Below are 22,570 nucleotides of genomic sequence, written 5' to 3' on the forward strand. Positions count from 1 at the left end.
TAAGTATTAAACTGGATTACATTCCACTTTAACTTTTGTTCAGCCGATTAAGGCAAGGATCCATGAATTTCAGATATCTAAGCGTTCTATCAATGTGCCTCGCCTCGTCCCCTCTTATGGCCGAGGAACTAACAGACGAAAAGAAAGCCGTCATTGATACCATTTTAACATTAACCAATGCTCAGAAATCCGCTTACGAAGGCATCGACCAAATGTCTGGTCAACTGACGCAAATGCTAAAGGCAGTACCGCAGCTGAAAAAGCCCGGACTTGCGGAAAAAGTGAGCGACAAATTTGTTCTTTTCGCAAAATCACGCATGAAAAAAGACAGGATGTTAAATGAAATCAGTTACCCGATTTACCATAAATATTTTACGTTAGAGGAACTGAAAGCACTGCGCGGATTTTACCAGACACCTTTGGGCAAAAAACTGGGCTCTGCAAACCCAGCAATTGTTCAGGAAAGCTCGGTCGCAGCAAAGGCATATTTTGCAGGCCTTCAACCTGAAATGCAGGTCATTGTGACTCAGGTTCTACAGAGCGAAGCCGAGTAATATTTATATAACTAGTTTTATAGTTGTTATTTTGTCTAAAGGCCGCTATGATCCCTTCATGGATACAGTTCATATTGCACAAACATTGGCTGAGCTTGGCCATCAAACCCGCCTTGAAATTTTCCGCACTCTTGTTAAAGCCGGACCTGCGGGCCTGAGCATTGGCGACATTGGAAGCAAACTTGGCGTTCCCGCGTCAACCTTGGGTTTTCATATAAAAGGGTTGGTGTCTGTTGGCTTGATCAGTCAGGAAAAACAGGGCCGCGCGGTTATTTGCCGTCCGGAACTGGCCGCTTTAACTACTGTCATTCGAAATCTGGAGGCAGAATGCTGTTCAGAAATGGCGGTTCTTGAAACAGAAAAAGAAGAGGCGTAACCGTCTCTTTTTTTGTTCATTTATAACTATAAAACTAGTGATGTGGAATTAAAATGACGTTTTCTTCTTTGCCAACAGAACCGCAATTCAGATTTCCGGTTTTACTGTCAAAATACATCCGCAAACTGGATTTCCCGCTCTCGGTCGGGTTTTTGATCCTCGCCGGGCTTGCTTTCATTCAGCAGGATCAAGCCGTCAAAAGTATCAATTTTACGCTTGATGCCTTGATCGGTATTCTGCCTTTTCTACTTTTATCCGTTGGTCTTGCCGCCGGCCTTAAAGCCACAGGCGCGGATCAGATCGTTGCGCGCGTTTTTGAAGGACGTCCCCTGCAGGCGATCGCGATGGCTTCGCTGTTTGGTGCGTTATCTCCCTTCTGTTCCTGCGGCGTAATCCCGATCGTCGCGGGATTACTGGCCGCTGGGGTTCCCATCGCTCCGGTTCTCGCCTTCTGTATCGCCTCGCCAATTATGGATCCACAGATGTTTGTTTTAACGGCGGCCAGTCTGGGGATGGAATTCACGATTGTTAAAACGGTTGCCGCCGTTGGGATGGGATTAATGACCGGTTACACCACCTTATTGATCTCCCGCTCCGGCGCCCTTGAAAATGCCTTGAAACCAATGGCTCAACCTTCTTGCGGCTCGTCTGCGTGCGGTGCACCCAGCACCAGCGAAGCCCAGATCAAATGGGCGTTTTGGCAGGAAAAACCAAGAAATCTGCTTTTCGTGCAGGAAGCCGGAAAATCCGCTTGGTTCCTTGGCCGCTGGCTGGCCTTCGCATTTTTGCTGGAAAGCCTGATGATTGCCTTCCTTCCCGGTGAAATGATCGCCACCTGGTTGGGCGACAGCTCGTTTTTTGCCCTGCCCGCCGCTGTCATTCTGGGTGTCCCCGCCTATCTGAACGGCTTCGCTGCTATTCCCCTTATTCGAGGATTGATCGATTTAGGAATGAGCCCGGCAACAGGCCTGACATTTATGCTTGCGGGCAGCGTGACCAGCATCCCCGCCGCAGTAGCCGTTTGGTCCCTTGCAAAGCCAAAACTATTTGCCCTTTACCTTTTCTTCGCCGCAAGCGGATCCTTTCTCTCTGGTTTGTTTTACATGCTCTGGCTTTCATAAGAATTTCATCAACTGCCGCCTCTATTTGACCGCCTGTTCTGATACAACCTCCTGGCAAATACAAAGCCTCTGGACAAAAGTTCTATTTATAGTACTTTTGATAAATAAGATAAAAAGGCGGCAAGCCGGGGGTGAATATGACGGCAAAAAACACAGACATTTTAAGGGTAGCCAATTGCAGTGGCTTTTACGGTGACCGGTTATCCGCCGCCAGGGAGATGGTGGAAGGAGGCCCTATTGATGTGCTGACCGGCGACTATCTGGCCGAACTGACCATGTCGATCCTGTATTCCAAAAAACGTAAAGACCCGGATCAGGGATATGTCGGGACCTTCCTGAAACAGGCTCAGGATATTTTAAAACCCTGCTTGGAAAAAGGGATTAAGATTGTCACCAATGCCGGCGGCCTGAACCCCAAAGGCATGGCGGAAGCACTGGAAAAAATGGCCGAAGATATGGGACTGTCCTGCACAGTTGCCTATATTGATGGTGATGATCTGGTTCCGCGACTTAAGGACCTCCAGGAAAAAGGGGTAACGTTCGAAAATATCGATACAGGTGCGGTATTGCGGGAAACCCACTATCAACCCGCCACGGCCAATGCCTATCTTGGCGGATGGGGCATCAAACATGCGCTTGATGAGGGCGCCGATATCGTGATCGCACCCCGTGTTACGGATGCCGCCGTCGTTTTAGGCCCTGCCGCCTGGAAATTTAATTGGGAGCGAGACGATTTTGACGCACTCGCAGGTGCCGTCGCCGCGGGCCACTTGATTGAATGCGGCGCCCAGGTTTGCGGAGGCAACTACGCGTTTTTTCAAGAAGTACCCAACTTTCATAATGTCGGATATCCCATTGCGGAAATCGAACAGGATGGCAGCTTTACAATTACCAAACATGAAGGAACGGGTGGCCTGGTCTCGGAAGGGACCGTAACCGCCCAGCTCCTCTACGAGATCAATAGTCCCGCCTATAAGAACCCCGATGTCATCGCCCATTTTGATACCCTTACCATCCAGCAGGTTGGCGAGGATCGTGTACGGGTCAGTGGATGCCGGGGAACCAACCCGCCCCCCCAACATAAAGTCTGCATGAACATTCTAGGCGGTTATCGAAACAGTATGGAATTGGTTCTGACGGGGCTGGATATTGAAGAAAAAGCCGAGATCTTTACCGATGTCCTGTTCAAACTGGTGGGTGGAAAAGACGTGTTTGATGAAGTATCCATTGATCTCATTCGAACAGACAAACCCGATGCACAGCGTACCGAAGAAGCCTTTGCCAGCTTACGGATTTCTGTAAAATCTTCTGATCCAAAGCTTGCCGGTCGAATTTTCTCGGCCAAAATCATCGAACTGGCTCTCGCCACTTTCCCCGGATTTACAGGCCGAACAGCCCCGGGTGCCGGGGGTCCTTATATCATTCATTGGCCTGCCTTGATTGACAGCCAATTTATCACCGAGAAAGTCCACTTGCGCGGTAAAAGTACTGACATTAAACCCACCAGTCAGCTTCAACTGCCGCAGATCCATTATCAAAAACCGCCTTCAAAGCGCGTACCCTCACCGGGCGGAGAAACGATGCAGATTGCGCTAGGACGAGTGTTCGGCACCCGATCTGGCGACAAAGGCGGCGCGGCGAATATTGGTCTATGGGCGAAAACCGATGCCGCCTATGCCTGGGCTCATGAAAACCTGTCGACAAACAAACTTAAAGAGTTGATGCCCGATATCGCCCCTTACCGAGTGGAACGTTTTGAACTGGAAAATATCAGATCCCTTAACTTCATGATCTATGGAATTCTGGGCGAAGGGGTCGCCGCCAATGACCGCATTGATGGTCAGGCAAAAGCCATGGGGGAATATTTACGCAGCAGGCCGATCATCCTTCCCAAATCGCTTGTCACGAAGGCGGGGTAACACATCATGACACAAGCAACAGAAAGATTGGATCTTGAAGGGCTGACCTTCGCAACGTTGAAATTGGATAAGACAGGTCATGTCTTTACCATCACCCTGAACCGGCCAAAGGCCAAAAATGCCATTAATCCGGTTATGAGTGCCGAACTTTTATATGCACTGGACTATGCTAAACAGGAACGTGCGATCCGGGTAGTTGTCCTTGCGGCTGAAGGGGATGTGTTTTGCGCAGGGGGGGATCTGCGGTCCATGAGCGGTACCGCCTCAACCGAGCCCGCCTCCAACGTTCCAAAGCGGGGCGAAACGGACGATATTTCCCTCCGTTTGCGGCATTTGAACAAACCCGTCATTGCCAAGATACAAGGACCTGTTTTGGCCGGCGCGCTTCTTCTGGTCTGCAACAGTACCCATGCTTACGCTGCTGAACACGCGCATTTTTCGGCACCGGAAATAAAACGTGGAATCTGGCCGTTTATGGTCATGGCGGGGCTGTTTCGCGTGATGAACAAACGGCAGGGGCTCGACTTCATTATGCGGGGTGAAAGAATAACAGCCTTGGCCGCGGCACAACATGGGTTAATCAATCAGGTTGTTCCCGCAGATCAATTGGACGACCATGTCGCAAAGGTTGCAAACGACCTTGCCAGTCTGGCCCCCCAGTCCATGCAGCTGGGTCTTGCCGCGTATCACGAACAGGAAGATATGGATTTTGATCCTGCATTACCGATGTTGAAGAAAAAATTGGAACAATGCCTGGAAAGCGCGGACGCAAAAGAAGGGATCACCGCGTTTCTGGAGAAAAGAACACCAAATTGGGATTAAAAACATGAACACCGTAGATGGTCCATATACGTCCCGCGTTTCCCTATATTTGAAGGTCGCCAATATTCTGCGCAGCCGGATTATCAAAGGGCTTTGGCGAAACGGCGAACGGCTTCCGACGATTTCAAGTCTCTGCCAGGAATTTCAGGTCGGCCGCATCACAGTGCGGCAGGCGCTTCACCTGTTGGCCGATGAAGGCTTAATCATCAGCAGCCGTGGACGGGGAACTTATGTGTCTGAGGAGGCCCTTTCAAAATCTGGTCGAAGTGGTCCAACGATTGAACTGGATCAATTGGATCAACTGAAGCACGTTATCAAAGTGCTTGAAATTACCGGACCGGCCCCTCTCCCGCGGGCCATGATCAGGGACAATGAAGTCTTTCCTGACTATTATTGTGTTCGCAAACTCAGGTTTCATCAAGACATACCCTACTGTTTGATGGACATCTATGTTGAACGCCATCAGTTTGAAGCCATCCCCCGCTCAGACATCTCCCTTATTCCGATTGCCAAACTTATTTCCACCCACGGACCGGAAGCGCTTGGCCATGCCCGGCAAACCCTGACCGTTGGATCGGCAGATTATGAAACCTCTCAATACTTGGAATGTGCGATGGCCGCCCCTGTAGCAGAAATCCACAGGGAGTTCCGGAACCAGTCAGGATACGTGGTTTCTTGCGGACATTACCTGTATCGGGGCGATCTATTCTTAATGGAAACAGAACATGTCGGCGATCCGGCAAACGATTTACCGGCCGGCTGGCTCCCCGATGTCCGAATAGACTGACCTGCGCAACCCCTAAAGTTCGTCTTCTATTCCTTCAGCGATCATGGCTTCGCGAACCGCCGGCCGTTGTTTGGCACGCACCATAAAATCTGCAAGAAATGGCCAGTTTTCGATCACATTATCGGTCGCAGGCAACCATCGCAGAACTGACAGTAAATACGCATCAGCGACTGAAAAATTTCGACCCATCAAATAGTCCCGGCCATCTGAAAACTCGTTGTTGATATAGTCAATTTTACGGTTCAATACTGCCTGAACCTTCTGCCGGTTTTCGGGATCAAGCGGTGGGTGCGCGAAAAACGGGCTAAAGGATTTATGGATTTCAGCCGCAACAAAATTCAGATATCCGTTCATATGCGCCCGCGCAACAGTACCAGGTTGCGGGGATAGTTTTGCCGCTGGAAAATAATCCGCAATAAAACTTAGAATTGCTGGCCCTTCCGTAATAAAAGCGCCGTTATCCAGCTCCAGTGTTGGCACATATCCCATTTTATTAATGAGAAGATAGTCTTCACCCGTGGCCGTTTTTTTACTCACGGTGTCAACGATATCAACAAAAAACCGGGCGCCCGCTTCATGCAATGCAATATGCGGCGCAAGCGAGCCGGACCGTGGTCGGATATACAGTTTCATGATAATTCAGACAAATTAATCTTATTATTCAGCGTTATAGATGAACATACTAAGAATCATATCTACTGTTTTTCCATCAGACGCAAGGGGTAAATGTACCCGTTCAAGATTAGCAAAATCTGTTCGAAACGAGAGACTGGGCTGTCCGATGCGGTGAACTGGACGACTCTCTTCGGCGACGGTTACCCGGTCCAGATAGGGGTATTGTTCTTCAATATCAGGGAAAATTTCATCGAGATATTTTCCGGTGCCTTCCAGCTCCATATTATCGGTTACCGTGCTTCCCATTACCCGAAATTTAAAGCGATAAGGATCCCGTTCCACATCAACAAGGGTCAGGTGTGATAAAAGTCTGGGCAGATGGAACGGATCGAACACTCGGCGGGACGGCATTTGGTCTTTTGGATGAATTTCAAGGTAATAGTCCAGTAACTCAACTATCCTTGGATCCCTTACTTCTTCGCGAACCTTTTTAGTCTTCTCGTAGCTATGATGCAGGACGTCATCCATAAAATACCAACACATTTCTACTCATAATTAGTGATTTCTAGAATGAGTCGGTAAATACTTCAAATTTACCTAAAATACTATATATTTTCTAAAAAAAACGTCATGAAATAGTGTGAAGACTTCGATCCCACAGTTCAAGTTGTACCCCATAGGCATCTTTGACCAGCGTCAGAAAAACGTCACCCTCCTTCCAGGAATAGGAAAGAGGCTGTTCGACAACCCGCGGGGCGCCATACAGTTTGGTAAATCGATCAACCAGTTCATTTTGCGAGGCTTGTTCCTGTTCTGAAAGGGACATAGTAATTTTCCAGGCCTTGTGCCCCTTGATCGGAGACGTGAAATTTACCCAGAATTTCTGGGAGGCCTGTTGATCTGAAGCCCCCTTGAAACAATAAAGCTGCGCTATTTTGCTGTCTGCGGCGTCGCCATATCTCATTTTTGCGGCACAAATACGCAACCCGGTTTTTTTAACATTCGAAAGGTCCCGTCCAAGAGAAAATCCGGTCAGGCCGGAGAGTGCGGTTTGCAGCGACTTGTCCGGGACAACCGCCATTGCAGGATCGGTTTTTACAACGATCACCTTCTCTTTTTTCTCACCTGAACATGACGCAAGCAGCGTGACGAGCACGCCTGCGGAAATCAATTTCAGGAACCCATTTTTTGCGAGTAAAAACCCCTGATTGGAATACATGCTAACCACTTCTACGCTCTCAAAACCAACTCGTTCGGAGAAGCTAGGGCCCAAAAATGACGAAATAATGACTGAAAAGGGTTTTCATAAAAAAAGGCAGCGTTCCGTAAAGAACGCTGCCTTTTTAGAGTATCAGTGGATGTTTAGGCTGCCCGAACTTCTTTCAGGAACGCCTCGATATCATTTTTCAACGAACCGGACAATTCATCCAGACGGGAAGACGCGGATTGCACCTGTTTGGCGGCTGTGCCGGTTTCTGATGCTTTTTCAGAAACGGTCCCGATTTTATTGGAAACTTCTGTTGTACCGTTAGAAGCTTCCTGAACATTTCGGGAAATCTCATTGGTTGCAGCGCTTTGCTCTTCAATTGCTGAAGAAATACCAACCGTGGATTCGCGAATACTGGAAATCACAGTATCGATATTGCCAATTGCAGAAACGGCAGTATCCGTCGCACTTTGCATATCAGCAATCTGACCTGCAATTTCTTCTGTTGCTTTGGCGGTCTGCGTTGCCAGACTTTTCACTTCACTGGCCACAACCGCAAAGCCTTTACCCGCATCGCCTGCGCGCGCCGCTTCAATTGTCGCGTTCAGAGCCAGCAGATTTGTCTGACCCGCAATATCACTAATCATACTGACAACTTCGCTGATCTTCCGAGCCGTATCGGCCAACGCAGAAACAGATCGGGTACTATTGTCAGCTTCAACAACCGCTTTTTCAGAAACTTTGCTCGCCTGTTGTACCTGACGGCTGATCTCGTTAATCGAGGATGTCAGTTCTTCCGCAGCAGAAGCCACTGTCTGAACGTTTCGGGAGGCATCGCTTGAGGCAACCGCCACACCTTCAGACAGGCTCAAGGATTGACCCGCTGTGTCATTCATCAGGTTTGCTGTATCATGCAGGTTCCGAGTGGCCTCAGAGACAGTTTGCAGGACATCAGAAACACGCACTTCAAACCGACTGATAAGATCAGCGATTTTTTGCGCCCGCTGTTCCTTCTCGGCAGCTTCTGCCTGTTCCCGTTCACGTTCCTGTTGAGCGCGTTTCTCTTCAGCGTCCCGTGCAGCCTGTTCCTGCTGCGCCTGCTCTTCAGCATGACGATCCGCTTCCAGTTTCATCCGTTCCTGTTCAATGGCGTTGTTCTTGAACACAAGAACGGCTTTTGCCATGGCACCAATTTCATCGTTTTGATCCTGATTTGGAATCTCGACGGTTTTATCCCCTTCAGACAGTTTCGCCATCACCTCGGTCAATGATCCGATCGGGCCTTTAATCATCCGAATAATCAGCCAGGTAACAACACTGGCGATCAGGAAAGCAATAATGCCGATAATCAGGAACTGAGTGACTGTGGCTGACGCGTCTGCTTCGGCCTCATTAAAGGCAGCCTTGCCTTCATTCTGCCAAAGGGTCGCAATTTCCTCGATGGTTTGATACATAATCGTAAAACTGTCATCCGCCGCAACCATCATAATAACGGCGGTTGCCCCATCGATTTCAGTCATATCAATAACATCACGAACTGCAACGTTATAAGCAACGAGCTGGTCGTTAACTCGATTTAGAATTTCCAGTTCGGTTTCATCGAAATTTCCGTTCGCAATGAAATCCGCGATCTGCTTTTCAGATCCGGCTGTATATTTCAAAAGACCTTCCCGCTGTGCAGCGAGTTTTTCTTCTTCAACACCTGCGTTCATCTGGGAAATTAAGCGAAACAAACTTCCGTTAAAAGCCTGCAGATCTCTTTGAAATCGGTATGCGGCACCCGTCATGGACGATTGATTGTCCAACGACACCATTTTTTCATGCCCACGCTGCAATCCTGTAATGGCAACGGCTCCTAAAACAACCAGTGCCAATGCAAAAATAGCCGGTGAGATGAATAACTTTATTGAAATACTGAGATTCCGCAAGCTCATAACATTTACTCCAACGAATATTCAGATTATTCGTAATAGCCGCTGATGAACAACACGTCACCAGAGCGGACAATATAGCTTCTTTTAGAGGCAATCTTCTTAGTCACAGGATGTGGCCATTTGTAAGAAACCCAACCAGTTTCCTGCTTATTGGCAATCTCAACCATTTCCTGAATGAACGCCTTGCCGTCGGTATCTTTTACTTTCATAAGAGATTTACCGTTCAGTTTTGGATTAACCGGGTGAGACATGATCTTGTTGGTTTTCATGGACTGTGTAACGACGTAGAATTCGCCTTTGTAGTATTCTCCGTCTTTTACAGCAAAGTCCTTCTGGGCTTGTTCAGCGCCGGCTGTTTCAAAATGCTTCACGGCTTTTGTCAGCAAAGCAACAACAGTCTCTTCTTTATTTTCGGCATGAGCAACGCCTGAGACCAGTAAAACCATCAGTGAGGTACATACGAGTAGTTTCTTCAACATATACTTGATCCTATAAGCAGTTTTATTAAACTTGCGCCTATATTGAGTACACATTGTTAAAAGAATCCTAATCGGCACAGAATAATTTGAGAAACCATAAATTAGTTTTTGGTTATTTGGGTTTTCCCGTTCTGGGCCTCTAGACTGGAACTGTCAAAGCCGCGCAAATTTCGTCTGGCGTCTTAAGCCGACGGATTTCGGTAAATAGATCCGTTGCTTCATCATAACTGCGGGCCAGCAGTTTAATCCATTGCTTCAATCGGCCGGCTTCTCTTGTATCGTGATCCATTACACGGATAAGGTCCCGGTAATAGACCAGCCATTTCTGAACATGCGCCCAATGAAACGGGGCTTGCTCCAAACCGGCAATTTCGAGGGCCAGGCTAGGCCGGGCAATCGCACCGCGACCAACCATAAAATGTGTACAGCCACTGATCTTTTTACAGGCTTCGTAATCCTGCCGTGTCCAGATTTCACCGTTCGCAACAAGAGGAATAGTCAGAGATTCGCGCAGCGGTGCCAGATATTCCCAATGGGCGGGTGCCTTGTAGCCTTCCAGCTTTGTACGGGCATGAACCGTCAACTTCATCGCGCCGCCGGACTGAATAGCCTGCGCATTTTCCATATAAAGAGACTTGTCCATAAAGCCCAGACGCATTTTGGCACTGACCGGAATGGCGGCCGGGACTGCACGGCGGACCGCTGAAACAATGTCATTCAGGCGGTGCGGCCACTGCAATAACGTGGCCCCTGCGTCATTGCGATTCACTGTCTTAGCCGGACAGCCAAAATTGATATCGATCCCCGGCGCCCCTAACTCTGCAACAAAAGCCGCGTTTTCTGCCAAAAGAGAGGGATCTCCGCCCATGAGTTGAACATGAACAGGCACGCCTGCGGCAGTTTTACCGCCGCTTTTCAATTCTGGACAATATTGGTGATAGACCGACGCGGGCAGAACATGATTGCTCACGCGCACAAATTCGGAAACGCACAGATCAAACCCGCCAATCCGGGTCAGAATATCACGCATATGGACGTCAACGACGCCTTCCATGGGGGCCAGAGTTAAAGTCATACCAACAGGATCACAACAAACAGAATCTTTCGTTTAATTCATTTTGCTAAACCTTAAATTTAGCGGCGCGACCCTATCATATTTCCACGAGGGCCCGCTTTATTTATTGAGTTGTCATAAATAAATGATAAATAGAACAGGAAAAAGAGAGAAATGAAATGAGTGATCATAGGGATCACTGTCGGAAAGGAAAGATGAGAATGAGTGGATTTCTATCCAAGACAATAACCGGTCACGGTACAGCGCGTGACTTACAGGAATTCACAGATGCCGATAAGGCCGTAGACGCTATCGAAGCGATTTATCTGGAAAACACTGAAAAAGTAAAAAAACGGTTCGAAGCCTTTTCAAAAGGCGACAAAACAAGCCCTCTGGATACCGGTTTTTACCCCTATCTGGGACTGGATATCGGCCCAAGTGACATCAATTTAAGCGGTAAACTGGCCTACGGAAACCTCCATGCTGCAGGCTCGTTTGGAACCACACTTACCCACCCTGACCTGTTTCGCAGCTATTATCACGAACAGATCGACCTGATTATCAACAATCATCAGCAACCGGTTTTGGTGGGCTTAAGCGATCGCCCCATGCCATTACCCTTTGTAATCGAAAAAGCCTCCGCCAATGTGACCGGCGACGATGTTCACCAGTTGCAATCGATCTTTCCCATGCCAGATCTGGCCAATATTCACGATAACATTGCAAATGGGACCCATGCCCTTGCCGCAGGAGAGCCGCATCCGCTGTCGCTTTTTCCGGCAGAGCGGGTGGATTATTCATTGTTGCGCCTGTCCCATTACACAGGGACGGCCCCCCGCCATTTTCAGCGGTTTATCCTGTTCACAAACTATCAGCGCTATGTCGACGAGTTTATTGAATATGGTCTGGATCAGGTGGAAAATGGCGATGAATTTCGCGCCTTTGTATCGCCGGGCAATGTGATTGTAAACAAACCCGGCACCGAGATTGAAAGCCCGCAAGGCGTTGCCCCGACCCATTTACCGCAAATGCCTGCCTATCACCTGGTTCGAAACAAACATGAAGGAATTACTTTGGTCAATATTGGGGTTGGCCCATCAAATGCCAAAACCATCACGGATCATATCGCTGTCTTGCGACCTCATTGCTGGTTGATGGTCGGCCACTGCGGCGGATTGCGCCGGACACAGCGATTGGGTGATTATGTTCTGGCCCATGCCTATGTGCGCGAAGACCACGTACTGGATGAAGATATTCATCCCTCCGTTCCATTACCAGCCATTGCAGAAATTCAGGTAGCACTCACCGAAGCTGTGGCCAAAGCCTCCGGAACGCCAGAGGATTTCGCCAACCTGAAAGAGCATTTCAGGACCGGCACCGTCTATACCACGGACGACCGGGATTGGGAGCTTCGCCACAAAGAACTAGCCATGCGGTTTAATCAAACCAAGGCAATTGCAATTGATATGGAATCCGCAACCATTGCCGCCAACGGCTTTCGCTTCCGAGTGCCTTACGGCACCTTATTGTGCGTTTCTGATAAACCGCTGCACGGCGAGATCAAACTACCCGGCATGGCCAACAAGTTCTATCAGGACAGAACCGCAAAACATTTGCGGATCGGCATTGATACGCTTCGCAGTTTGCGTAATGAGGGCGTCGAAAGTCTTCATTCCCGCAAATTGCGCAGCTTTGACGAACCGGCGTTTCGGTAACTATCCAGCTGACATCACATGCGGACGGATTAAAGCCGCCAGATGATCACATAGGGGTGGGGATAAATCATGCCCCATCCCCTCCACCAGCTCAAAGCGGGCCCCGGGAATATGATCGGCTGTATCCCGACCCGCACTGGGTGGGACCAGACGATCATCTTTTCCGTGAATAACCAGCGTTTTGAGCGCGATGGTTTTTAACAACTCCCGGCGTGACCCGGCAGAAAACACAGCGCCCATCTGCCTTAAATATCCGGAGGGGCAATATCCGCGCTCAAAACAGGCTTCAATATGAGCCTTCAGGGCGGGTCGGTCCCACCGAAATCCCGGGCTTCCGATCGTATCGTTCACCATCAGGCCAAATTCTACAATGTCGGATTTTTTCTGGCTTGCCGGCGCCTGCGTCAGCACCGCCATTGCCTCCGGGTGTGGCACAGACACACTGGGCTCACCACTGGAGGACATAATCGACGTCAGGCTTGAACATCTTTCAGAAAAATGCGCCCCAAGCAGCTGCACAATCATGCCGCCCATGGACATGCCCACCATATGCGCCTTTTCAAGGCCAAGCTGATCCAGGAGTGCAATAACATCCTCTGCCATGTCGGATAACCCATAGGGAAGCTCCGGTGCAAGGCCTCCCGCCTTGGCGGCAACCGCTTTTTCAAGATCAGGAACGCCTTTAGCCTCAAATTTTTCCGACAATCCCACGTCCCGATTATCAAAACGCAGCACCTGAAACCCACTGTCGGCAAGCTTTCTGCAAAAGGCTTCTGGCCAGTCAATCAGTTGAAAGCCAAGACCCGCGATCAGAACGAGTGCAGGATCTTCCTGCCGTCCGAACCTCTCGACTTCGAGCGTCACCCTTCCGGTATCAATCTGTACCATTCCCCCGCCTCTCTTTGCTCCATGCCAACCCGACCCGGTCACATCGGGATAATAGCGCAAAAAAAACGGGCCTTGAAAGGCCCGTTCCCATGTGTTCTCAAATCCGCTTTACGCAGTTGATTTGATCCATTCTTCGATCTGCCCTTTTGGAGAAGCCCCTACTTTCGTACCGGCAACTTCACCATCTTTAAACAGGATCATTGTTGGAATACCGCGAACACCGTATTTTGTCGGGGTGTTTGGGTTCTCATCAATGTTGATTTTGGCAATGGTGATATTCCCAGCCATTTCGTTTGAAAGCTCTTCCAAAGAAGGCGCGATGGTTTTACACGGACCGCACCATTCAGCCCAGAAATCCACCAGAACCAGGCCTTCGTTTTTTAAAACGTCCTGGTCGAAAGAAGCATCTGTTACATTTGTTGTGGCCATCATGTCCTCATTTCAGGCAAAAAATTAAGGCGAAAATCGCCCGTTTGTTAACAGATAATGACGTAAATACAGATAGCCCGTCAAGTGATCAGGCATACATCACCCGTCAGAAACAACCATCAAATGCGGACCATCTGTCCATAACAGCCCACATTTAATACGTTTTTCAGGATACATTTTTTTCAGGGCATCCTGATAAATTTTCATCTGCCGCAAATAAACCGCAGGCACCTTCTCCAGATCGGTTGGTGACGGCCGGTTGGTTTTGTAATCGATAATCTGAATTTCATCTTCCTTGATCAGCAACCTGTCAATCTGCCCTGACATCACCTGATCACCAAACAAACCGGTAAGCGGCACCTCAGCCAAACTGCCGGGGCCAAAAATCTCGGCAAAATCCGGATGGTTCAAGACGGTCAGGGTCTCTTGCAGAATTTGCTGCTGCTGTGCGTCTGACAAGGCATGAGAGGGTCGGGCCAGCCACGCCCGCGCGGTTTTCTCACGGGCATTCATTGGCACCGCTGGCAGGCTTTCCAACAAACGGTGGATCAGAATACCCCGATGAAAACGGCGCCCCTCATCCTGTCCAAGCGGCGAACGAACCGCGGGCTCTTCCTCTTCCCTTGAAGGCGTCAGGGGTTGCGGAGGAAAGGGCTCCATCTCGGGATTTTCTGTTGCCCATTTAGGCAAGGCAAGCGGTGTAACATCCGAAACCTGCTCCGTTTCAGGCTCACTCACGGGCAGACTTCCTGAACTTCGGCGCCGGGCGACATCGCCGCAAGCGAGCTGCACTTCTTCAGTTTTTTCCGAAAAATCCATCCCAAAAGCAGTATCGATCAAATTATACCAGCAATCGGACGTCCGACCATTTTTTCCCTCCCAGCCGCAAATATAAAGTCTGTCTTCTGCACGGGTTAGCGCTACATACAAAAGACGTTTTTTCTCTTCATTTTTGCGTTTTTTCTCGTCGGCCCGTGCCACGGCTGAACAGCTTTCGTCATTCTCTGTTCGGGCGGGCCATAAAGGCGCAGGAACATCATCATCAGACCAGAAGACACTGGTTACACCAGAAGCCCGGCTGGACTGACAAGTGTCGGGCAGAAAGACAATCGGGGCCTGCAATCCCTTGGAGCCATGCACTGTCAAAACCCGCACTTCGTCGCGAACCTGCTCCATATCCCTTTTGACAATGGCCCCGCCTGCTTCGACCCAATGCAGGAAAGCCTGCAGGGACGTGGCTTCTGTGCGTTGATATCCAAGGGCCAGCGACAAAAATTCATCGATCGGATCTGCGGCTTCTGCGCCCAAACGGGTCAGTAATTTGCGACGCCCGTTTTCACGGCCCAGAATATGGGCGAAAAATTCATATACCGGAACGAAATCCGCCCGGGCCAGCAGGCGTCGCAAAAAGGCGACAGCGTCGGTAAAAACCGGCAAGGCGGGGGTATTTGTCCGCAGAGCCTGCCACAAGCTGGTGCGCCGGTTATATGCCAGTTGATAAAGCTGATTGTCGTCACAGCCAACAAACGGGCCTTTCAAAATAACCGCCAGGTTCAAATCATCGTCTGGCATCAACACAAAACGCGCCAGCGCCATCAAATCCATCACGGCCAGTTGCTCCGTCAGAACCATCCGATCCGCGCCAGCGACAGGGATATCCGCTTTCTTTAATGCCCGGACCATATTTTCAAAGAAAACATTCCGGCTTTGGACAAGGATCATAACGTCTTTTGGCCGAATACGCTGTCCCGTTGACATCAGCCGTTCACCAGACTGAAGCCATGTCTTGATCTGTTCGGCAATACGGTTGGCAAGTTCCGCTGCGGGATCGGTGCTTAGTCCCTGATCCTGCGGAATTTCCCATGGATCAACCTGTTCCTGATCCGGTGGCTTTACCGTTGGCCAGATTTCCGTAAATCCTTTTTGACCCTCTCGAAAGACAAAATGCTGTATTTCCGAAAGATCTGCCGTCAGCCCCTCCCGTGCATGTCCTTTCTCAAAAATGTCATCGACCAGAGACAGAACCGCTTCCGTTGAACGAAACGAAAGATCAAGGGGGACCAGCTCCCATTCTTTTTCAGCGCCCCGGGCTTTTTTCTCAAACGACTGACGCATTTGATCAAACGCGGCCGGGTCAGCACCCTGAAACGAATAAATCGATTGTTTCTCATCCCCGACAACAAACAGTGTCCGGTGATGATCACGGGCCGCGTCCCCACCAAAGAACTCTTCCGCCAGTGCGCCGATGACATCCCATTGTTCGGGGCTGGTATCCTGTGCCTCATCCACCAGAATATGGTCAATCCCACCATCCAGTTTGAACATCACCCACGGAGCAACGTCTTCTGCCGTCAGCAAATCACGGGTGGTTAAAATCAGGTCATCATAGTCCAGCTTGCCCCGCCATGTTTTTTCGCGGTCATATTCGTCAATCAACTGACTGCCAAGCCGCATCAACGCCGCCGTGTTTGCATACACCTTAACCCGGTTTCGCCTCTCGCGAACTTCGATCAACCTTTTCGCTTCGCGCTGCATGATGTCAAGCAGGTCTGGATTTTTCTTCAAGCTGGCTTTTGTGACCAGATTACGATCTGCTTTAATGTCGCTCGTTTTTGTCAGATAGGCCAAACAATAGTTATCGAATAATTCAACCCGCTTATCCGCTAACCTCAGCCAAGGCTCCATTTTGGCGGCATTGCTGGTTTCCGTTTTGCTGCCATTGAGGAAAAGTTCAACCCCCTGACGAAGCGCCGGTCCATCAAATGCGGTTTCTGTGCAAGCCTGCTCAACAATATCCCGCTCCGTCAGGCCCGGATCAATCTGCAATAGATTGGCCAGCGCCTTCAGCGCCGCCTCAAGCCCCCCTTGCGCTTTTATGTACCGCTTCAAACGCCCTCTTTTGGCGCTTAAGTCCCGCATCAAACTGGAAAAATCCTGCTCGTTCACCTGTCGGCTGACGACAGAAAGCGCCTCCGCAAGCCGGGTTTGATCTGCCGCCCGACTATTTTCAAGCAAATGGTCCCGCGCAGCTTCCATAATCTCTGCGGCGGTCCGTTCATCCATAACATCAAAGTTGGGCGCAATCCCCGATTCCAGCGGGAACCGGCCCAAAACAGACTCGCAGAAGGAATGGATTGTCTGAATTTTCAATCCACCCGGCGCATCCAGCACATTGGCAAACAACCGCCGGGCCCGTTTCATTTCATCATCACTGGGCGCGCGGTCCATCAACTCCGTAAGGCTTTTATACAAAACCTGATCAGGCTGAACCGACCAGTCTCCCAACAGGCCGTTCAAACGGTTCGACATTTCTGCCGCCGCTGCCTTTGTAAAGGTAATACACAGAATTTTTTCCGGACGGGTGCCGCTTAGCATCAACCGCAAGGTCCGATCCACAAGAACCCGTGTTTTTCCTGATCCGGCTGAGGCCGATACCCAGACAGACCGGCGCGGATCCGCCGCCCGTTTCTGAAGTGCGATCCCCTTTTCCGCAAGGGGGGATAAGGGTTTATTCATCTTGTCCCCCGCCTGACCATTCTTTAACGCGGGCCAGGTGTTCATACTCGTTAAACCTGTCGACAAAGGCCGGTCTTGGTTTCGTCAGATATGGCGTTGCTTCTTTATCAAACTGGGCAATCAAGCGCTGTAACCCCATAAATGCCTCTTCAGCAAGGGTCTCAACGCTCAAATCCTTGCCCGCCGGGCGCACGTCCCCCGCCGGATTGCCGCCGCTCAGTTTTATGTAAAGAAGCTCAATGACACTGTGAGACACATCCCGGCCAAACGCCCCTTTTTCAACCATCGCGGCCTCAAGCGACAATTGGGGCGCCAAACCGCTTTCCACTTCTTTCGTTGAAGGCGGGCTTCCTGTTTTATAGTCGATGATGGCAATACCGCCATCCTTGTGGCGATCCATTCTGTCGGCTGTGCCAGACAAAACAAATGTGCCACCCGGTGCGGTGATGTCCAACATTCCTTTTTTCTCAAGCAGCACTGTCTTGTAATTATCCCGCCGGGTGCGTTCAAATGACACAAACCATGCGGCAATCCGTTCATAGCGGGGCCACCAAAACGCCCAGACAGCCGGATAGGAAAGCATCTGCCCAAAGGCGTCTCGGCCCATCTGCAAAAGTTCCTCTTCCGCATTGAGCGGTAAGGTATCCGGATATTTTTTGACAAACTCTTCCAGCGCTTTGTGAATAAAGTTGCCCCTGTCGGCCGCGCCGGGGTCTTCGGCAATGCCCTCCAGTGGTTTGAGCTTCAAAATCGCATCCGCAAAGATTGAATAAGGATCTTTCAGCCATTTTTCAATGCGCGTCACAGAAAGCCTTCGTGGCCGGGAGGACACGGGCGGTGTTGGACGGGGGGCAGAGACAGGTGCATATCGATCCGGCCGATCCAGCGCCATCTGCCAGCCGAGGATCTGATCAGACCCTTGGGTCACCAGGCTTTGATCAAACTTCTTGAGCAATGTCTGCAAGCGCAGTAACCAGCGGCTGGGCACCATGGGTGTGCCATCGACTTTTTCAGAGCGTGTTAAAATCACTTCTTTCGAACAGAAGGCCTGCTGAAAGTCATGCGCTGACAAACCGATTTTCTTCTCCGGAGACGGCAACTGGAAGTCCTGCCGCATAGGGCGGCTCATCCAGGGATCACTTCCCGGATCCGGCGGCCAGATACCGTCATTCATACCGCCAAGGATCACCAGATCCGCCCGTTGCAGCCGTCCCTCGATCGGTCCCCAAATCTGCAATCGGGGATGCAAGCCATACCGGGCCCGCACCATATGACCTGACATCAGATTATCCAGCAAATCAGGCCAGGTTCCGGGGGTTATCGTCTCCATCGCATCGGCAGATCGCAAAAGCTCTGCCACAAAACCGGCTGCCGCCTCACCAAAATGACCGCGCCACAGACCGGAGGCTTCCGATTGGGCGTCTTTTGCCAGTTGTTCGGCAAAATGAACATGCGCCTTGAACAAATCGATGAAGGGAACTTCTTTTTGACCAGATAGCGTTTCAAACGGGCGGGCTAATGTTTCAAAATCACTGAACCAGTCTAGAAATTCCTCTGGAAAATCCGATGTCCTGATAATGTCGCGAATCCCCGATAATCCGGGTGCAGGGCGAGGCCCGCGCAACACGTTCAATTCAAGCATGCGAATATAACGACGGAATTTATCCGCAGGCAGCCCCATGGAGGCATAAGGATGTTTTAGCGCCGCCAGAAAGGCAATTGGCGCGCATTTTTCAGCCATCATGCGGGCCGTCAGCCGTAAAAATACGCCCGGTGGTGATTGATCCAGACTGCTGCCGGCACTATCGTCTACATCAATGTCCCAACGTTTCAGTTCCGTACTCACCCGGCGGGACAAATCCCGGTCGGGCGTTATCAGAACCGCTGTTTTAGTAGGCTCTTCAAGGGTCTGCCGCATGGCAAGTGCAATGGCCTGCGCTTCGGCCTGCGGGCCCGGACAATTTATCAGACGGACATTTTCCAGCGCCCCGGCAACCGGGGCCTTGGAGAGTTGCCAAAGATCGGTTGTTTCAGCGGGTCTTAACGCATCAGATAACAAGGCCGGTCGACCCACAATACAGCTTTGAATAGCTGGGTCCGTCAAATCCGGCACATCCCTGCGCTTCAGTCCCATCCGATCCAGCAACACAGCCAATCCAAACTGCGGATGACCTGGCTCCTGGCGAACAAGCTCCCAGCTTTTTTCATCCAAATGGCGATCCAGTCCGGGCAAAATGACCCGGCCGTTCGGCAGGGACGCGATCAACGTCAGTAATTCTGCCGTTGCTGGGATGGACCCGGTTGAACCTACTGCATAGATCAGGCCTTTGGGCGGGGTTTGACGCCATTCTTCTGTTTGTGTACGGATCAGCAGATCGCGGCGTCTTGCTGGATCAATGCTTTCTTCGGCAGCCAGAATGTCGGGCCATAAATCACTGATCAATGTCAGGAATTCCAGCGTAATCTGCCAGTGTTCCGCGTAATCTTCCGGGACCAGTGCCTTCAAATCCTTAAAGTCCAGCCCTTCCGTTTGAATTTGATCCAGCAATCGCGCCAGCTCTTTCGCCAGCGCTGCACATTGGGCAAAATCCATCTTATCGCCCTGACGGCGTTCAATCATGCGTGCGAGAAGCAGTTGACGGCGCATGGGATCGATTGCTGGCGGTATATCCAGTGATGCGGCACCGTCGCCCAATGGATCAACCCCTGCCGCCCCATCCAGCAACAGTTCATCTTCATCCACATCGCCCAACGGACGCATTCTGGGCAACAATAAGGGACTGCCGCCCGTTTCTCTCAAAAACGCATTTTGCAGAGCCCGGGCGGCCCGCCGGGTTGTCGTCAGGATCGTCACCTGTCCCAATTCCTCCAGCGAACCGCCATGGCGTGCCAGTAAGTCCCGGGCAAGGCAATCCACAAACGGTATTTCGGGCGGTATCGCGGACACATTGGGCCCTAATGCATCAGTTGAGATCGATGTTTCTGTCACTGTCCCTGTATTTTCTGCTCTGCCTTTTTAATGGCAACCTCCGTTCCCACGTGAAGCCATTGCCCCTCGTGGACCAGGCCGTATAACCGACCTTTTTTCTCCGCCTGATCATAAAGGCGATTGAGCGAAAAGGCTTCTTCTTTCATCCCATCGAACAGATGCGGTTTTATAATTTGCACCCCGGTGAACAAAAAAGGCGCCACGACCCGTTCATCCCGGCGGGTCAACTTTCCCCCACTATCCATATGATAGTCGCCATGATCATGTCCCCCGACAGCCGATATTGTCGTTTGCATCAACAAGGCGATATCCATCCTGTCCGGATCCCAGAAGCGAATAAGCTTTTCCAGCGACCGGTGCGCGCCATCGCGAACAATCACATCAGAATTCAAAACCGCAAAAGGCTTGCCTCCAAGCAGAGGCAGCGCCTTCAGAACACCGCCGCCGGTTTCCAAAAGCGCATCCGTTTCATCGGACAGGGTGATATTCAAATCTTTAATAGTGCCCACATAAGCACGGATCTGATCAGCGAGATGATGACAATTCACAACAACCTTCTGAATTTGTGCCCCGCGGATCAAATCGAAACTATAATCAATGAGCCGCTGTCCCCCCACAGACACAAGCGGTTTTGGTGTCGTGTCGGTAAGCGGGCGCAACCGGGTCCCCAGCCCTGCGGCAAGTACCATCGCGCAATCCACCTTTGCCTCGTTCATATCGGTCATTCAAGTGCCTTTCCAAGCGTCAGGGCCAACCAATGTTGCAAGGGAAGCAAATCCGGATGCGCCAGATTACGGCTTAGGTGGTTTTTCACCCGCGGTACAAATTTCTGATACCGGTCTTTACCGTCCCGTTTGGACAAACGTGTAAAAATTCCAAGGATTCTAAGTGCACGATGCGCCCCAAAAATCGCATACTGGCGATAAAAGACGTTATGGTCGACACCGCTTTGTTCAATATAGTGGGTAAGCATTTCCTGCTCTAGCCCGGCCCCGACATCCCGGCGGGCATCCTGCAACAAAGACACCAGATCATAGGCCGCCGGACCGATCATGGCATCCTGATAATCAATCAGGCCCAAGGCCTTCAGCCCTGAACGCTGGTCCAGATGCATCAAATTTTCTGCATGAAAGTCCCGAAACAGAAAGACCTCTTCCATGCTTCCTAGCTCTACCATCAATTCCTGCCAGATCTGCTGATAGAACAGGCGTGCATTCTCAGGCACCGGCCGTCCATTTACATCCGATACAAACCAGTCCAGAAACAGGGCGTTTTGATTAAGAACATAACTGGGCGAAAAGTAAGGCAGATTTTCAGGGAGTTTCTGCGTGCGCAAGTCCAGCAGAAGATCAACAGCCAGCCGATACAGATCGGTTGCCGAAGCGCCCTGTTCAATGCATTGTGTAAAAAGCCGGTCCCCGAAATCCTCCAGCAACAAAAGACCTTCGTCATTCTGGTGTGTCAGGATTTCCGGGGCACTATACCCCATTTTATGCAACAAACCGGTCACCTGAACAAAACGGTCCATCGTTTCAATTGACGGATCAACCATCAGAATCGCTGTTTTATCCTTTTGGGTCAGGCGCTCATACCGGCGGCTTGACGCATCCCCGGCCAGCGCATGCCGCCAAGCATTTTTCCAACCAGCTTCTTCAATAAAAGCAATGATACGGTCTTCCGATACGAGTGTCATAAGGAAAGGGTTTCCAATCTTTCTATCCAGTTTTTAGAGCCCGAGAACCGAAACACACGCGTGTCCTCTGCCGCATCAGACGGGATGGTTATTTCGACTGTCAGAACGTCATCCGGGGCCAGATCTTCGAGTTTTTCAGCCCATTCCATCACGGTGATGCCGTCTTCATAAGCTTGCTCAATGTCCAGTTCCCAAACTTCTTCCGGGTCTTCAAGGCGGTAAAAGTCGTAATGATAAACCGTGCCTGCAGGTGTGTCATAGAGCAACAACAGATTAAAAGTCGGGCTGGGCACTTCAATTTCCTGTCCGATCAACGCGCGAATCAAGGCTCGGGCAAACGCTGTTTTCCCCGCCCCCAAAGTTCCGCTTAAGGACAGAATGTCGGATGGTCGGAGCAAAGGGCTCAATTTCGCCGCCAACTGAGCGGTTTCCTGCTCATTTTGGACAACGCATTCTAGAAAGTCTGTCATGG

General features: G+C 50.5%; 20 protein-coding genes. 7 read left to right on the top strand and 13 right to left on the bottom strand.

What is annotated here, in order from left to right:
- The first annotated feature begins 62 nt into the window (after window positions 1–62).
- The 6 genes from OIR97_RS18470 (at window position 63) to OIR97_RS18495 (ending at window position 5,579) form a co-directional block, all read left to right on the top strand.
- Window positions 63–554, top strand: a complete 492-nt coding sequence (locus tag OIR97_RS18470; RefSeq protein WP_169543669.1) for a DUF2059 domain-containing protein — start codon at window positions 63–65, stop codon at window positions 552–554.
- A gap of 58 nt (window positions 555–612) precedes the next feature.
- Window positions 613–930: an ArsR/SmtB family transcription factor gene (locus OIR97_RS18475; protein ID WP_169543670.1), complete on the top strand. Its 318-nt coding sequence runs from the start codon at window positions 613–615 to the stop codon at window positions 928–930.
- Between the two features lie 53 nt (window positions 931–983).
- Complete coding sequence (locus tag OIR97_RS18480) at window positions 984–2,051, top strand: permease (RefSeq protein WP_169543671.1); 1,068 nt, start codon at window positions 984–986, stop codon at window positions 2,049–2,051.
- 137 nt (window positions 2,052–2,188) lie between these two features.
- Window positions 2,189–3,970 (top strand): acyclic terpene utilization AtuA family protein, encoded by a 1,782-nt coding sequence (locus OIR97_RS18485; protein ID WP_169543672.1) that lies wholly within the window; start codon window positions 2,189–2,191, stop codon window positions 3,968–3,970.
- Window positions 3,971–3,976: 6 nt separating this feature from the next.
- The gene (locus OIR97_RS18490; RefSeq protein ID WP_169543673.1) at window positions 3,977–4,792 is read left to right on the top strand and encodes an enoyl-CoA hydratase/isomerase family protein; all 816 of its coding nucleotides are present in this window, start codon (window positions 3,977–3,979) and stop codon (window positions 4,790–4,792) included.
- Window positions 4,793–4,796: 4 nt separating this feature from the next.
- On the top strand, window positions 4,797–5,579 hold the full coding sequence (locus OIR97_RS18495) for a GntR family transcriptional regulator (protein WP_169543674.1): 783 nt from the start codon (window positions 4,797–4,799) through the stop codon (window positions 5,577–5,579).
- Window positions 5,580–5,591: 12 nt separating this feature from the next.
- Here OIR97_RS18495 and OIR97_RS18500 read toward each other — a convergent pair whose 3' ends face one another.
- The 6 genes from OIR97_RS18500 to OIR97_RS18525 form a co-directional block, all read right to left on the bottom strand.
- The gene (locus tag OIR97_RS18500) at window positions 5,592–6,212 is read right to left on the bottom strand and encodes a glutathione binding-like protein (protein ID WP_169543675.1); all 621 of its coding nucleotides are present in this window, start codon (window positions 6,210–6,212) and stop codon (window positions 5,592–5,594) included.
- A 24-nt stretch (window positions 6,213–6,236) separates the two neighbouring features.
- A complete protein-coding gene (locus tag OIR97_RS18505) occupies window positions 6,237–6,722 on the bottom strand; it encodes a PAS domain-containing protein (protein WP_169543676.1) in 486 nt (161 codons plus the stop codon).
- 100 nt (window positions 6,723–6,822) lie between these two features.
- A complete protein-coding gene (locus tag OIR97_RS18510) occupies window positions 6,823–7,413 on the bottom strand; it encodes a hypothetical protein (protein ID WP_169543677.1) in 591 nt (196 codons plus the stop codon).
- A 143-nt stretch (window positions 7,414–7,556) separates the two neighbouring features.
- Window positions 7,557–9,335: a methyl-accepting chemotaxis protein gene (locus OIR97_RS18515; RefSeq protein WP_169543678.1), complete on the bottom strand. Its 1,779-nt coding sequence runs from the start codon at window positions 9,333–9,335 to the stop codon at window positions 7,557–7,559.
- Window positions 9,336–9,361: 26 nt separating this feature from the next.
- Window positions 9,362–9,814: a cache domain-containing protein gene (locus OIR97_RS18520; protein WP_169543679.1), complete on the bottom strand. Its 453-nt coding sequence runs from the start codon at window positions 9,812–9,814 to the stop codon at window positions 9,362–9,364.
- 139 nt (window positions 9,815–9,953) lie between these two features.
- Complete coding sequence (locus tag OIR97_RS18525; protein ID WP_169543680.1) at window positions 9,954–10,889, bottom strand: tRNA dihydrouridine synthase; 936 nt, start codon at window positions 10,887–10,889, stop codon at window positions 9,954–9,956.
- A 200-nt stretch (window positions 10,890–11,089) separates the two neighbouring features.
- Between OIR97_RS18525 and OIR97_RS18530 the strand changes: the two genes are divergently transcribed.
- Window positions 11,090–12,583 (top strand): AMP nucleosidase, encoded by a 1,494-nt coding sequence (locus OIR97_RS18530; protein WP_169543681.1) that lies wholly within the window; start codon window positions 11,090–11,092, stop codon window positions 12,581–12,583.
- Here the strand turns inward: OIR97_RS18530 and OIR97_RS18535 are convergent, their stop codons facing one another.
- The 7 genes from OIR97_RS18535 to tsaE all read right to left on the bottom strand — a co-directional run bounded on the left by OIR97_RS18535 (window position 12,584) and on the right by tsaE (window position 22,568).
- Entirely contained in the window at window positions 12,584–13,471 is an 888-nt protein-coding gene (locus OIR97_RS18535; protein WP_169543682.1) for an alpha/beta fold hydrolase, read from the bottom strand. It abuts the gene before it with no gap.
- A 108-nt stretch (window positions 13,472–13,579) separates the two neighbouring features.
- Entirely contained in the window at window positions 13,580–13,900 is a 321-nt protein-coding gene (gene trxA / locus OIR97_RS18540) for a thioredoxin TrxA (protein ID WP_169544350.1), read from the bottom strand.
- Between the two features lie 99 nt (window positions 13,901–13,999).
- Window positions 14,000–17,416 (bottom strand): double-strand break repair helicase AddA, encoded by a 3,417-nt coding sequence (addA, locus tag OIR97_RS18545; protein ID WP_169543683.1) that lies wholly within the window; start codon window positions 17,414–17,416, stop codon window positions 14,000–14,002.
- A complete protein-coding gene (gene addB, locus OIR97_RS18550) occupies window positions 17,409–20,405 on the bottom strand; it encodes a double-strand break repair protein AddB (RefSeq protein ID WP_219821604.1) in 2,997 nt (998 codons plus the stop codon). The genes addA and addB overlap by 8 nt, the downstream gene beginning before the upstream one ends.
- Window positions 20,402–21,130: a nucleotidyltransferase family protein gene (locus tag OIR97_RS18555; RefSeq protein WP_169543684.1), complete on the bottom strand. Its 729-nt coding sequence runs from the start codon at window positions 21,128–21,130 to the stop codon at window positions 20,402–20,404. Before OIR97_RS18555 ends, addB begins: the two co-directional genes overlap by 4 nt.
- Window positions 21,127–22,098 (bottom strand): aminoglycoside phosphotransferase family protein, encoded by a 972-nt coding sequence (locus OIR97_RS18560; protein WP_169543685.1) that lies wholly within the window; start codon window positions 22,096–22,098, stop codon window positions 21,127–21,129. Before OIR97_RS18560 ends, OIR97_RS18555 begins: the two co-directional genes overlap by 4 nt.
- Complete coding sequence (tsaE, locus tag OIR97_RS18565) at window positions 22,095–22,568, bottom strand: tRNA (adenosine(37)-N6)-threonylcarbamoyltransferase complex ATPase subunit type 1 TsaE (RefSeq protein ID WP_169543686.1); 474 nt, start codon at window positions 22,566–22,568, stop codon at window positions 22,095–22,097. Before tsaE ends, OIR97_RS18560 begins: the two co-directional genes overlap by 4 nt.
- Between the last annotated feature and the right edge of the window lie 2 nt (window positions 22,569–22,570).

This window comes from Sneathiella aquimaris (genome assembly GCF_026409565.1).
GTDB lineage: Bacteria > Pseudomonadota > Alphaproteobacteria > Sneathiellales > Sneathiellaceae > Sneathiella > Sneathiella aquimaris.